The organism is Allobosea sp. UC22_33 (genome assembly GCF_042700715.1).
Taxonomy (GTDB): domain Bacteria; phylum Pseudomonadota; class Alphaproteobacteria; order Rhizobiales; family Beijerinckiaceae; genus Allobosea.
On sequence record NZ_CP170556.1, the window covers coordinates 1,495,019 to 1,507,633 of the forward strand.

8 protein-coding genes are annotated in these 12,615 nt (G+C 68.3%); 6 read left to right on the forward strand and 2 right to left on the reverse strand.

Annotated elements, in window-relative coordinates; all coding sequences use genetic code 11:
• Positions 1–16: 16 nt before the first annotated feature.
• Entirely contained in the window at positions 17–1,153 is a 1,137-nt protein-coding gene (locus ACFJGT_RS07155) for an ABC transporter substrate-binding protein (protein ID WP_377847309.1), read from the reverse strand.
• 247 nt (positions 1,154–1,400) lie between these two features.
• Here ACFJGT_RS07155 and ACFJGT_RS07160 point away from each other — a divergent pair, with 247 nt between their 5' ends.
• Complete coding sequence (locus ACFJGT_RS07160) at positions 1,401–2,666, forward strand: alkyl sulfatase dimerization domain-containing protein (RefSeq protein WP_377847311.1); 1,266 nt, start codon at positions 1,401–1,403, stop codon at positions 2,664–2,666.
• Positions 2,667–2,799: 133 nt separating this feature from the next.
• Here ACFJGT_RS07160 and ACFJGT_RS07165 read toward each other — a convergent pair whose 3' ends face one another.
• The gene (locus ACFJGT_RS07165; RefSeq protein ID WP_377847313.1) at positions 2,800–3,321 is read right to left on the reverse strand and encodes a DUF4142 domain-containing protein; all 522 of its coding nucleotides are present in this window, start codon (positions 3,319–3,321) and stop codon (positions 2,800–2,802) included.
• A 139-nt stretch (positions 3,322–3,460) separates the two neighbouring features.
• On the opposite strand from ACFJGT_RS07165, the gene ACFJGT_RS07170 reads away from it, so the two are divergent.
• The 5 genes from ACFJGT_RS07170 to ACFJGT_RS07190 all read left to right on the forward strand — a co-directional run bounded on the left by ACFJGT_RS07170 (position 3,461) and on the right by ACFJGT_RS07190 (position 12,431).
• On the forward strand, positions 3,461–4,216 hold the full coding sequence (locus ACFJGT_RS07170; RefSeq protein ID WP_377847315.1) for a hypothetical protein: 756 nt from the start codon (positions 3,461–3,463) through the stop codon (positions 4,214–4,216).
• 106 nt (positions 4,217–4,322) lie between these two features.
• Positions 4,323–6,335 (forward strand): autotransporter assembly complex family protein, encoded by a 2,013-nt coding sequence (locus ACFJGT_RS07175; RefSeq protein WP_377847318.1) that lies wholly within the window; start codon positions 4,323–4,325, stop codon positions 6,333–6,335.
• A complete protein-coding gene (locus ACFJGT_RS07180) occupies positions 6,335–6,868 on the forward strand; it encodes a hypothetical protein (RefSeq protein WP_377847320.1) in 534 nt (177 codons plus the stop codon). Before ACFJGT_RS07175 ends, ACFJGT_RS07180 begins: the two co-directional genes overlap by 1 nt.
• Positions 6,807–10,655, forward strand: a complete 3,849-nt coding sequence (locus ACFJGT_RS07185; protein ID WP_377847322.1) for a translocation/assembly module TamB domain-containing protein — start codon at positions 6,807–6,809, stop codon at positions 10,653–10,655. The genes ACFJGT_RS07180 and ACFJGT_RS07185 overlap by 62 nt, the downstream gene beginning before the upstream one ends.
• A gap of 408 nt (positions 10,656–11,063) precedes the next feature.
• The gene (locus ACFJGT_RS07190) at positions 11,064–12,431 is read left to right on the forward strand and encodes a porin (protein WP_377847324.1); all 1,368 of its coding nucleotides are present in this window, start codon (positions 11,064–11,066) and stop codon (positions 12,429–12,431) included.
• Positions 12,432–12,615: the final 184 nt, after the last annotated feature.

The following is a 12,615-nucleotide window of genomic DNA, read 5'->3' on the forward strand; positions in this document are numbered from 1 at the left end:
AGGATATCTTTGCTGCTTACGGCTTGATCCGCGGCAGGGTGGTGTTGATCACCTGCTTGCCGTTGACGACCTCCGCCAGGAAGCTCTCGCGGTCGAGATCGCCGTTTTGCTCGATCACCGTGTCGATCATGATGCCCGGCTCTTCGCTCGCCTTGATGGTCGCGCCGCGCAGCGTGTCGGCGAGGCCCTTCTTGTCGAGCTTCTTCTGCTTCTCGGTCGCCCATTTCACCATGAAGACGGCCATGTAGCCCTTCACGCCGTTATGGTCCGAGGAGAAGCCGTATTTTTCGCGGTAGCGCTTGCCGAATTCCTGCAGGGCCGGGATCGGCGCGTCGGTCGAGAGGCCGACATGGCCCTTGGCGCCGTTGGCGGCGTCGCCCGCAAGCTCCAGCACCTTGGCGCCGAGCAGGGTGGTCTCGCCGATCATCGGCTTGGCGATGCCCTGCTGCTTGGCGGCGCGCAGGAAGCGGGCGCTCTCTTCCTCGTTCAGATAGACGAAGACGGCATCGGCATTGGCATTCTTCACCTTGATCGCGTCGGCGGTGAAGTCGGCCTGGCCCTGCTCTGTCGAAACGTCGACGGCGACCTTGATGCCGGCCTTCTCGAGCTCGGGCAGGATGGCGTCGCGGCCGCCCTTGCCGAAATCGTTATTGACCCAGACCACGGCGATCGAGCCGGCCTTGACGGTATCCTTGAGGTACTTGGCGATCTTCGGCATCGCCGCCGTCTGGCTCAGCGAGGTCCGGAAGATGTAGGGGTTGCCCTGCTTGGTGAAGCCGGCCGCCTCGCCGCCGACGATCTGGGCGACTTCGGCGCGCTGCGAGATCTGCATGGAGGCACCGATCGGGCCCGAGAAGATCGGGCCGAGGATGGCATAGGCGCCTTCGTCGATGCCGCGCTGCACGGCGGCGCGCGTGTTACTCGGATTGGTCTGCGTGTCGTAATGGACGATCTCGACGGGCTTGCCGAGGATGCCGCCCTTGGCGTTGATGTCGGCGGCGGCCATGTCGGCGCCGTTCTTCCAGTTGGTGCCGGCGGCGGCGCCCGCGCCCGACAACTCGATCACGTCGACCAGCTTGACCTTGTCCTGCGCCTGCGCGGGCAGGCTGAGCGCGGCGCCGAGCGCGGCGGCCATGACCCAAAGCGATTTCATTTCCTGTTCCTCCCGGACAATTCTTGTCGCATGCGCGGTCTTGGATAGCCGCGGCGCCCACCCGCTTCTTGCCGGGCTTTGGGGCGGCATGTCCAGAGGCGGCGGGACATGGCGGCGCCGGGGTTGCCGCTTTGCCGGGGATGGCGGCCGGCCGCCGCTGACGCCGGCTGTCAGCATGCGGCCGGGCCGGCCTGTCGCAGCCGGTCGATGGTGCTAAACAGGCGAGGACTTCGCCGGAGGATGCCGCATGAAACAGGACCCGCTATTCGAGCGTCTCTGGGACGGCTCCGCCGCGATGGAGGAATGGACGGCGTCGGTCTCGCATGGCGCGATCACGCAGGTGGATGACAACATCATCACCGTCCACACCACCTATTTCTGCGGCAGCGTGACCGCGATCCGCACGGGCGAAGGCCTCGTGCTGATCGACACCGCCAAGCCCGACACCGCCAGGCAGACGCTCGACGTCATCCGCTCCTGGGACGACGGCCCGATCCATACGGTGATCTTCACCCACGGCCATATCGACCATACCAGCGGCATCAAGCTGATCGACGAGGAGGCGGATGCGCGCGGCTGGCCGCGCCCGCGTATCGTCGCCCATCGCAATGTCGCGCGGCGCATGCAGCGCTATGTCGACTCGCATGGCTTCAACAGTCTCGTGCAAAGCCAGCAGTTCAACATGCCCGGCTATGTCTATCCGATCGGCCAGCGCCGCCCCGACGAGGTCTATGACGACACCCTGTCGCTGGCGATCGGCGGGGAGAAACTCGAACTCTTCCATGGCCGCGGCGAGACGGATGACGCGACCTTCGTCTGGTTGTCGGAGCGGCGCGTGCTGGCGAGCGGCGATTTCGTGATCTGGGTGTTCCCCAATGCCGGCAATCCGCGCAAGGTCCAGCGCTATGCGGCGGAATGGGCGCAGGCCTTGCGGCGGATGGAGGCGCTCAAGCCGGACATCCTGATCCCCGGCCATGGCCCCGTCGTCTTCGGAGCGGAGCGTGTCGCGCGGATGCTGGGCGACGGCGCTGAGGCGCTGGAGCATCTCGTTCGCGAGACACTCACGCTGATGAATGCCGGCGCGACGCTTGAGGACGTGCTGAGCAAGGTCAAGGTCCCCGCGAACTACCTCGCCAAGCCCTATCTGCTGCCGAAATACGACGACCCCGAATTCCTCGTCCGCAGCATCTATCACCTCAACGCTGGCTGGTTCGACGGCAACGCGGCCCATCTCAAACCGGCCCGCACGGCAGAGCTTGCCGCCGAACTCGCCGATCTCGCCGGCGGCGCCCGCAAGCTCGCCGAGCGCGCCGAGGCCTTGGCGGGGCAGGGGCAGAACCGGCTCGCCGTGGCGCTGGCCGAACTGGCGGCCGCGGCCCTGCCGAATGATCCCGCGCTCCAGGCCATCCGCGCGGCCATGCTCCGCAAGCTGATCGACGGCGAGACATCGCTGATGGGCAAGGCCTTCCTCGCCGTCTACGAGCGCGAGGCGGACAAGAAATCGAAGGGTTGAGACGCTCCAAGCTTGTCATTCCGGGGCTTCGCGGAGCGAAGAGCCCGGAACCTACGACCGGGTGAGACCTTCCCCGTCGTCGGCGTTTCACCCCGTCGTGGATTCCGCGTTCACGCCTGCGGCCTGCCCGCCCTTAGGGCCCAACCGGCAGCTCCCGCGCCTTGCGATCGAGCTCGCGAAACACCGGCAGCGACTGCACAGCGAAGCTCTTCAGCTCGGGGTCGTCGCCCTCGTTGGCATAGCGCTCCATCAGCACGGCGACATCGTGATGCGTGCTGCGCTGGGCCTCGACATAGGCCTTGTCGAAAGCCGCCCCCTGCTTGTCGGTGAGGTCGCGCAGCAGGTCGAGATGGCGCCCGTCCGGACGGTCGGGCAGGGCGATGTCCGAGCGCTTGGCGATGATGCGGCGCAGGCCGCTCGTCACCGCGCCCTGCTCGCTGGCGAGCGCATGAGCGAAATCCTTGATCGCGGGCGAGCTGGTCTTGTGCAGCGCCAGCGTCGCGGATTCGATGCCGAACATCTGGGCGATGGCGGTCTCGCGCACGAATTCCGCGGCCGGAACGGCGGACTGGGCTGCCGCGGCGGAGCCGAGCAGGACGACGCCGACGAAACCCTGCAGCAGCCTCCGCCGGGTGTGATGAGTGATGTGGATCATCCTCGGGGAACCGGGAAGAGGCCGGGAGGTTCCATGGCGCTTGGGCCGGGCATCGGTACGCCAGCGCGCCTTGTCGCTCCCGGCCCGCTGCGATAGCAGGGACCTGACGCACTTGCCGCCCGGATGCAGAGGAAGTCCCATGCCCACCACCGTCGAGACCGTGCGCGATGCGCTGGTGAAGGCCCGCCGCGAGCGTTCGCTGGCCGAGATCGCGGGCCTTCCGGTGCCGGCAACCTTGACTGAGGGCCTCATCGCACAGGCGGCGGTCGGCAACACGCTCGGCCTGCCCGAGGCCGGCTGGAAGGTCGGCATCGCCGAGGACGGCACGGCGGTCGCTGGCCTGATGCCGGGTCCCTGGCTCGCACCCGGCGAGACCTATGAGGGCGCGATCGGCGCGGAATTGCGCATCGAGATCGAGATCGCGCTCCGGCTCGCCCGCGACGTGCCGTTCCGCCCGGGCCAGCCCTGGACGCGCGCCGAGTTGCTCGCCTGCTGCGACAAGGCCTATCTCGGCATCGAGATCGTCGAGAGCCGCCTCGCCAACTGGTCCGGCAACGTCGCCTTTCCGCTCTGGCTCGCCGACGCGATGGGCCATGGCGGCTACCTCATCGGTCCCGAGCTCGACATCGCCACGCTGGACGATCTCTCCGGTCTCGGCTGCTTCATCTCGCTCAACGGCGTGACGATCTACGACCAGCCGGCCGTCCACGGAAACGGCGATCCGATGACGCCCTTTCTCGCCTGGGCCAACCGCCGGAGCGATGACCTGGGTAGCCTGAAGGCCGGCCAGATCGTGACCACGGGCAGTCTCTGCGGCGGCGTGCTCTCGCCTGGAAAGGGCGAGGTCGTGACGCGACTTTCGCCGCTCGGCAGCGTGACCTTAACCCTTCGTTAGCCGGAACGTTCGAGTCCTTGAGCATTGCGCATGCCGGTCGGCTCCCTATGATGGCCGCGGGCATGGGCATGTTTTTGCGTGTGGCGGGGGGTTGCTTGGAGGGTGGATGCGGTTCTGGCGTAGGGCGAAGCATGCGGTCGCGCTGAGCGGCGGCTGTGCGTTTGCCACACTGCTGAGCCTGCAGGCTGAACCTGCCCGGGCTTTCGATCTCTCGTCGCTCGACGTGTTCGGCCTCTTCACCAAGAAGGACGAGCCGCCGGCGCCGAGCCCGTCTGCCTTGCCCTACAAGCTCGAATTCGATCTCGGCGAGGCTGACGACGCCAAGGCGCTGACGCGCTCGCTGCAAGATGCCTCGCTGCTCTATCGCCTGCGTCAGGACGCTCCGCCCGATGGCGAGAGCCTGTCGCGCCGGATGGCGACTGACCTGAACCCGATGCTCGATGCGCTCTGGTCGCAGGGCTATTTCAACGCCGATGTCACGCTGATCGTCGATGGTGTCCCGCTCAAGGTGGGGGCCGAACCGAACGCGACGCTGGTCAGGGCGCTGGAGGCGCATCGCAACCGCGACGCCGTGCCGATCAAGGTCGTCGCCCGGCCCGGCAAGGTTTTCGGCCTGCGCAAGGTCGATGTCGTCGAACGTGACGAGGCCGGCCCGCCGGCGATCGCCGACCCCGTCAAGGTCTCCCGGCTCAAGGCCGGCGATCCCGCCACCGCCGCGGCCTTGCGGGCCGCGCAGGCCGCGTTGGTCGACCATATGCGCGCGCAATCGCGGCCGCTCGCCAAGGTGGTCGAGCTGCGGCCGGTGGTCGACCATGCTGCCGGCATCATGGACGTGACCTATGTCATCGCGCCCGGTCCGCTCGCCGGCTTCGGCGACATCACGGTCGGTCAGACCGACGAGATTCCGCCCGCGGTCGTGCGCTCCTTCATCTATCTGAAGCCCGGTGATCCCTACTCGCCGAAGGCGCTGGCCGATACGCGCAAGTCGATTGCGACGCTTCCCGCCGTCGGCTCGGTCCGTATCCGCGAGGGCGACAAGCTCGACGGCGCCGGCAACCTGCCGATCTTCGTCGAGGTGACCGAGCGGCCCAAGCGCCTGCTCGGCTTCTCGGCCCGCTATTCGACCATCGATGGTCCGGCGGTGAAGACCTATTGGGAGCACCGCAACCTGTTCGGTGGGGCCGAGCGCCTGCGGCTGGAGGCCAGTGTCTTCTTCGCGCCGCGCATTGACGGCAGCAAGCTCCAGCGCTTCGGCGATTTCAAGGAATCCGACCTCGGTGGCCGCTTCGCCTTCAGCTTCATGAAGCCGGCGCTGGGCGGCAGCCGCAACGACTGGCTGCTCGACGGCGTCGCGACGCGCGAGCGCGTCGGCCTCAACCGCTACGGCGGCTATACCGCCCGCTACGGCAACGTCACCACCGCGATCCGCCACCGCTTCAGCTACACCTTCTCGGTCCAGGGCGGCATCGAGGTCGAGCGCGGCCAGACCAGCGACGTGCTGGGGCAGGTCGACTACACGCTGGTCGGCATTCCCCTCTCGGTGAAATACGATTCCACCGACAGCCTGCTCGACCCGACGCGCGGCTATCGCGCGACGGCCTCGTTCACGCCCTATCCGACCTTCCTCGGCTCGACGGTCGGCATCTACCAGACCAAGGCGACCGTCTCGGCCTATTACGCCCTCGACGAGGACGCCCGCTACATTCTCGCCGGCCGCATCGGTTTCGGCTCGGTCTCCGGCGCCAGCCTCGACGACATCCCGGCGACCCGGCGCTTCTATGCCGGCGGCGGCGGCTCGGTGCGTGGCTATGCCTATCGCAGCCTGTCGCCGCTCGGGCCGTTCGGGCGCATCGTCGGCGGGCGCAGCCTGCTTGAAGCCTCGGTCGAGGCCCGGATCAAGATCACCGACACGATCGGCATCGTACCCTTCTTCGACGCCGGCACAGCCTTCGAATCGAGCCTGCCGGACGGCAAGCAGAAGCTGCAGATGGCCGCAGGTCTGGGCTTCCGCTACTATACCGGCATCGGGCCGATCCGCGTCGACATCGCCGCGCCGCTCAATCCGCGCAAGGGCGACAAGCCGGTCGCGCTCTATGTCAGCATCGGGCAGGCCTTCTGATGCGCCGGCTCCTCACCATCCCGCGCCTCGCGCTTCTCGCCTTTCTGCTGACGGCGGGCTTCCTGTTCTCTGCGCATTTCGGCGGCTTCGCCCAGAATGCCCAGACCGATCGCGGCGTCGTCGCCGACCTGATCTCCAAGGCCCTGTCGAGCAGCACGAGCCAGGTCTCGATCGGCGAGGTCAACGGCGCGCTGTCGTCCGATGTCGAGATCCGCGACATCGTGCTCTCCGATCGCGACGGCGCCTGGCTGCGGCTCGACCGCGTCCGCCTGGTCTGGACGCGCAGCGCCCTGCTGCTGCGAAGGCTCGATGTCGACCGGCTGGAGATCGGCAAGCTCGAGATCCTGCGCAAGCCAGCGCCGCAGCCGGCAGGCGCAGCCCCGCCGAGCAACGAGCCGATCCTGCCCGAGCTCCCGCTCAAGGTCATCATCCGCGCGCTCCAGCTCAACGAGCTGGCGCTGGGGCGAGCCCGTGCTCGGCGTCGCGGCCCGGTTGAGCGCCAACGGCGCCGCACGTCTCGGGCCGCCCAATGAAGGCCTCGACCTCAAGCTCGAGGCGAAGCGGCTCGACATGGGCGGGCTCTTCGACGTCACCCTGTCCTTCGTACCGGAAAGCACCCGGCTGCAGCTTACCGCAAAGCTCGATGAGCCGGCGGGTGGCCTGATCTCGAAGGTTGCCGGGCTGCCGGGCGAGCCGCCGGTGCAGCTCGACCTCAAGGGCGACGGCCCGCTCGATTCCTTCCGCTCCAGCCTCGTCTTCACGGCGGGCCCGACCATCGGCGCCGAAGGCTCGGCGACGCTCACCCGAGCCGGAACCGAGCGCGCGCTCGCGCTTGCCCTCGATGCCCGCATCGAAGGCCTGATGCCGGCCCCGGTGGCGCCGGTCTTCGCCGGCTCGACCCGGCTCGACGGTTCGGTCGGCTTCCGCGACGACAGCGGCGTCGACATCCGCAATCTCGCGCTGGTCTCGGCGCTGGCGCGCCTCGACGTGCTCGGCCGCTACAATCCCGACAAGACGCTGGATCTGCGCGTCACGGCAGCGTCGCGCCCCAACGAGGGTGGCCGCACGGTCGCCTCCGGCACCGAGATCGGCAAGCTCGCCTTCGACGCGACGATCCGCGGCCCGGTCGCCGGCCCGACCGTCGCCGCGAAGCTCGACGCCAACGACGCCAAGCTGCCGGCCGGCCAGTTCGGCAAGGTCGCGCTCACCTTCAACGCGACGCCGACCGGCACCATCGGCGAGCCCGGTACGCGCATCGCCCTGACCTCGGACGGCGAGGCCAGCGGGATCGTGCTGGCCGACAAGGCGCTGATGCGCGCGGTCGGCGACAAGGTCACCTTCACTTTGCGCGGCACCGGGCAGGACGACGGCACCGCCGATTTCGAGACGCTGAAACTCGCGCTCTCGGGTGTCGAGCTCGACTATCGCGGCAAGCTCGGCCGGGCGCGCATGCTCGGCCAGCTCAAGGCGGTGCTGCCGGACCTCGCCCGCCTGAGCGGCCTGGCCGGACGCCCGCTCGGGGGCAGGGCGGATATCACCGCCGATCTCGACGCGACGCCGCGCCTCAACAACTACACCGCGACGCTCGCCGGCAAGGCCGAGCGTCTTGCGACCGGTGAGGCGGCTCTCGATCGCCTGCTTGCCGGCAACCTGACCATCACCGGCCGCGTCAATGCGCTCGCTGGCGACTATACGGTGAGCGGCCTGCGCGTCACCGGCCAGCATGCGGCCTTCACGGCCGATGGCGCGATCGGGCAGCAGCGATCCGATCTCAAGCTCGCGCTGAACCTGCCCGATCTCAAGCGCGCCGATCCGCGCCTCTCCGGCCGCGGCGACGTCACCGCCCAGATCACCGGCCCGCAGAACAAGTTGGATGCCACCGCCCGCATCGCCGTCGCCAATGCGACCGCGCTCGCCCGGCCGATCCCGCGCCTGACGATCGATGCGGTGGCGAAGGACCTGCAGGGCGCGCTCGATGCCAGCGTCACGCTGGCCGGCGAAGTCGATTCCAAGCCGGCCACCGGCTCGCTGCGCCTCGTGCGCCAGCCCGACGACGGCTGGAACCTCTCGACGCTCGATTTCGCGCTCGGCTCGGTCCGCCTGAATGGCGGGTTGACGCTCGACCCGGCAAGCCGCGCCACTGGGCGCCTGACGCTCGCCGCCCGCAATCTCGACGATCTCTCGGCGCTCGCGCTGACCAAGCTGGGCGGCCAGCTCGATGCCGATATTGTTCTGGCGGCGCCGGAAGGCCGGCAGGATATCGACCTGACCGCCCGCGGCTCGCGTCTCGCCGGCCCCTCGCTGACCATCGACAAGCTCGACGCGCGCGCCAATGCCAAGGACATCTATGGCCGCCCGATGCTCGATGCGGCCATTGCGATCGATCGGGCCGTCGCGGCGGGCGAGGCGATCAGCGGCATCCGCTTCGATTCGAAGGGCGCGCCCGATGCCAGCGCCTTCACGCTCAGCGCCAATGCTCGCGGCTTCGCCCTGAAGGGCGCCGGCCGTCTCGTGCCGGGCGAGCCGCTGAAGCTGGAACTCGCCTCTTTCGACGCGCGCCGCGACGGCCGCGCGATCACGCTCGCCAATCCGGCCGCGTTCAGCTTCCCGGCTTCCGGTGTCGAGATCGCCAATCTCGCCCTATTGATCGACAAGGGGCGGGTGACGCTCGACGGCCGCGCCGGCGAGACGCTCGATCTGCGCTTCGCCGCCCGCGACGTGCCGCTTTCCGCCGCGAGCATCGCGGTTCCCAGCCTGAAGCTGGGCGGCACGCTGAACGCCGAGGCTCAGGTCAAGGGCAAGCCCGGCGACCTCTCGGGACCCTGGAAGCTCAGGATCGCCCAGTTCGTCACCCCGGAAACCCGGCAGGCCGGCCTGCCGCCGGTCGAGATTCAGGGGGAAGGCGCGCTCAAGGGCGATGCCGCCGGCATCTCCGCGACCGTCAACGCCGGGAAGGGCGCGAGCCTCACGCTGCGCGGTACCGCACCGCTCAACGCCACCGGCCCGCTCGATCTCTCGGCTCAGGGCCGGGTCGACGCCGCGCTCGCCAACACCATGCTGGGTGCGAGCGGCCAGCGCGTCACCGGAGCGGTCGCCCTCGACATGCGCGCCGGCGGAACCGCTTCCGCCCCGCGGCTCAGCGGCAACGCGACCCTGACTGGCGGCAGCTTCACCGACGCCCTGCAAGGCATCCGCTTCAACGCCGTCGAGGCGCGGATTGCCGCCAACGGCGACAACCTGACGATCGAGCGTGCCTCCGCTCAGACGCCGAACGGCGGCACGATCTCGGCGAGCGGCCAGGTCAAGGTCGATCCGGGCGCGGGCTTCCCCGGCACCATCCGCATCCGCGGCGACCGGGCCCAGCTCGTCTCCAGCGGATTGGTGACGGCCGTCGCCGGGCTCAATCTCGAGATCGCCGGCCCCCTGGCGCAGCGTCCGCGCCTCAGCGGCCGGGTCGATATCGCCTCTCTCGACGTCTCCGTGCCGGATCGCCTGCCGGCGACGCTGCGGCCGGTCGACGGCATCAAGCATGTCAATGCGAAGGGCGCGGCCGCCGCGCGGCTCGCCGCCGCCCGCAAGGCGCAGAAGGCGAAGGGGCGCGGCGGCCGTCCCGCCCCGGCGTTCGATGCGGCGCTTGCCCTGACCGTCTCGGCTCCCAGCAAGGTCTTCATCCGCGGCCGCGGCATCGATGCCGAGCTCGGCGGAGAGATTCGCGTCGGCGGTACGTCTTCGGCGCCCGCGCTGGACGGCGGCTTCGAACTGCGCCGCGGCAGGCTCAGCGTCCTGACCCAACGGCTCGATTTCAGCCGCGGCCGGCTGACTTTCGCCGGCGGGTTGATTCCCGAGCTCGATTTCATTGCCCAGACTAGCGCGGGCGACGTCACCGCCCGCATCATCATCAGCGGTCCGGCCGACCAGCCGGTCTTCGCCTTCACCTCGCAGCCCGAGCTGCCGCCCGACGAGGTGTTGTCGCGGCTGCTCTTCGCCCGTGCCTCCGGTTCGCTGTCGCCCTTCCAGGCCCTGCAGCTCGCCCAGGCGGCGGCGCAATTCGCAGGTGGCGGCGGCGACGACACCTTCGAGCGGCTGCGCAAATCGCTCGGCGTCGACAATCTCGACATCCAGATGGGGGCGGGCGGGCCGACCGTCGGGGCCTCGCGCTATATCAGCGACAACATCTCGGTGGGCGTGAAGGTTGGCTCCAAGCCCGAGGATAGCGGTGTCTCGGTCGGCATCGACGTGACCAAGCGCCTCAAGCTCCAGGCCGAGACCGGAGCCGACGGCAGCGCTGCTGTCGGAATCGGGGCCGAGTGGGAGTACTGAATCGGCCTCGGCGTCCCGGAAGGCGGCGCGCGAGGGGATTCGGCCCGAATCCGGTTTTCATGGTCCGATTCTCCACCGCGACGAGCCGAAAACCTCTTGTGCGGTGCCGTTGCGGTTAATGCTTGGTGAATTTCGGCGGTTAAAGCGTGTCTCGCCTGCAACACCGGTTTCCAAAGCACCCCATTCACAGGCTCGCGAGGCGGATCGAGGTTGATCGGCGGGGCGGCTTTCGTATGGTGGAAATGCGTCGGGACGTTCCCGGTCGCTGTTTTTCGCCTTCGCCTCCGAAATAGGTCGGTGACGCAGGCGAAAGACCGGGAACAGGCAGGTTCTGCGATCAGGCTGAAAGCTTGGGGCGGGGGGCAGGCTGAAGCCCGAGGGTCTCGAAACTCTTTTGGAGGTTACCAAATGAAGCTCGTCAAGAGCCTCCTCCTCGGTTCCGCCGCCGGCATCGCCGCGGTCGCCGGGGCTCAGGCCGCCGACCTTCCCTCGCGGAAGGCCGCTCCGGTCGAATACGTTCGTGTCTGCTCCGCCTTCGGCGCGAACTTCTTCTATCTGCCCGGCACCGACACCTGCCTCCGCATTGGTGGTCGTGTCCGCGCCGAGTACTCCTTCGGTGAGCGTTGGAACGCTGGTCAGGACGCCTTCGGTACCCGCGCTCGCGGCCGTATCTTCCTGGACGCCCGCAACCAGACCGCTTACGGCACGCTGCGCACGTTCATCCGTTATGACGTCACGACCACCACGGGCGTGTATCGTTACAGCGGCACCAACTCGGCTGCGAACCGCTTCTCGGGCGTCAATGGCGTGAACCAGGATAGCGGCGTTGACCTCGTCGACGCAGTCGTCCAGCTCGGCCCGTTGACCGCCGGTCGTACGGCGTCGATGTTCCAGTTCTACGCCAACGACTACACCTTCCACGGCGCGCGCACCTCTGACCGTCAGGTCAACCTGCTCGCCTACACCGCTTCGTTCGGCGGCGGCTTCACCGCCACGCTGTCGCTCGAAGATCCCCGCACGACCGGCCGTCTCGGCGCTTCCGCCAACTACGTCGATGGCTTCGGTGTCGTGCGTCCGACCGGCGGCTACGCTGGCATGACCTATCCTGACGTCGTCGGTCAGCTGCGCGTCGATCAGGGCTGGGGTTCGGCCTCGATCTCGGGCGCCTTCGGTGACCGCAGCACCTACAGCTCGCCGTATGTCAACTACGGCACGGCGCTTGCTCCTGTCTTCGGCACCGGTGCCAAGAAGGACGAGATGGGCTGGGCTCTCCAGGCCGGCGTGAAGATCAACCTGCCGATGCTCGCCGCTGGCGACGCTCTGTTCGTGCAGGCTGCTTACGCCGACGGCGCTCTCGAGTATATCGGTTGGGGTGCCAACGCCGGTCACGGCCGCGTCGCGGCCTTCCCGGTCGGCAACTACGGCATCGACGGCTTCGGCCGCGTGAAGTCGAACACCGGCTACACCCTGCTCGCTGCCATGCGCCACTACTGGACCCCGGCGATCCGTTCGGACTTCCTGGTCTCGTACTCGGCTCTCCAGACGGCTGCGATCATCCCGGGCTCGCTCAAGTCGTATGACCCGAAGGAACTGGTTGCCAGCGCCAACCTCGTGTGGTCGCCGGTCTCCGGTCTCGACATCGGTGTCGAGGTGCTCTACGCCCGCACCGAGTTCGGTGGCCGCGTTCCGGACGCCAAGGCGTTCGCCATCAACGGCAAGACCATCAAGTCGGACGACTCCTGGAGCGGCCGTCTCCGCGTCCAGCGCGACTTCTGATCGGTTTCCGATCTCTAGTCAGGAAGCCCCGGGGAAACCCGGGGCTTCTTTTTTATGTGGGTTGTCCCGGCTTCGCTGTTGACGGGGCCTGCTTGCCCGGCCTGATCTGGCATGGGCGTTCCGGCCGCGATCCTATAGGGTCGCAGCTTCGATCGTTCGTTGAATCGATATCTGCGGATCGCTC

What these genes read in the sequence shown, in the direction of transcription:
- ACFJGT_RS07165 (WP_377847313.1), bottom strand. Translation starts at nt 3,321, where the DNA reads ATGATCCACATCACTCATCACACCCGGCGGAGGCTGCTGCAGGGTTTC.
- ACFJGT_RS07155 (WP_377847309.1), bottom strand. Translation starts at nt 1,153, where the DNA reads ATGAAATCGCTTTGGGTCATGGCCGCCGCGCTCGGCGCCGCGCTCAGC.
- ACFJGT_RS07180 (WP_377847320.1), top strand. Translation starts at nt 6,335, where the DNA reads ATGCGCCGGCTCCTCACCATCCCGCGCCTCGCGCTTCTCGCCTTTCTG.
- ACFJGT_RS07190 (WP_377847324.1), top strand. Translation starts at nt 11,064, where the DNA reads ATGAAGCTCGTCAAGAGCCTCCTCCTCGGTTCCGCCGCCGGCATCGCC.
- ACFJGT_RS07160 (WP_377847311.1), top strand. Translation starts at nt 1,401, where the DNA reads ATGAAACAGGACCCGCTATTCGAGCGTCTCTGGGACGGCTCCGCCGCG.
- ACFJGT_RS07175 (WP_377847318.1), top strand. Translation starts at nt 4,323, where the DNA reads ATGCGGTTCTGGCGTAGGGCGAAGCATGCGGTCGCGCTGAGCGGCGGC.
- ACFJGT_RS07170 (WP_377847315.1), top strand. Translation starts at nt 3,461, where the DNA reads ATGCCCACCACCGTCGAGACCGTGCGCGATGCGCTGGTGAAGGCCCGC.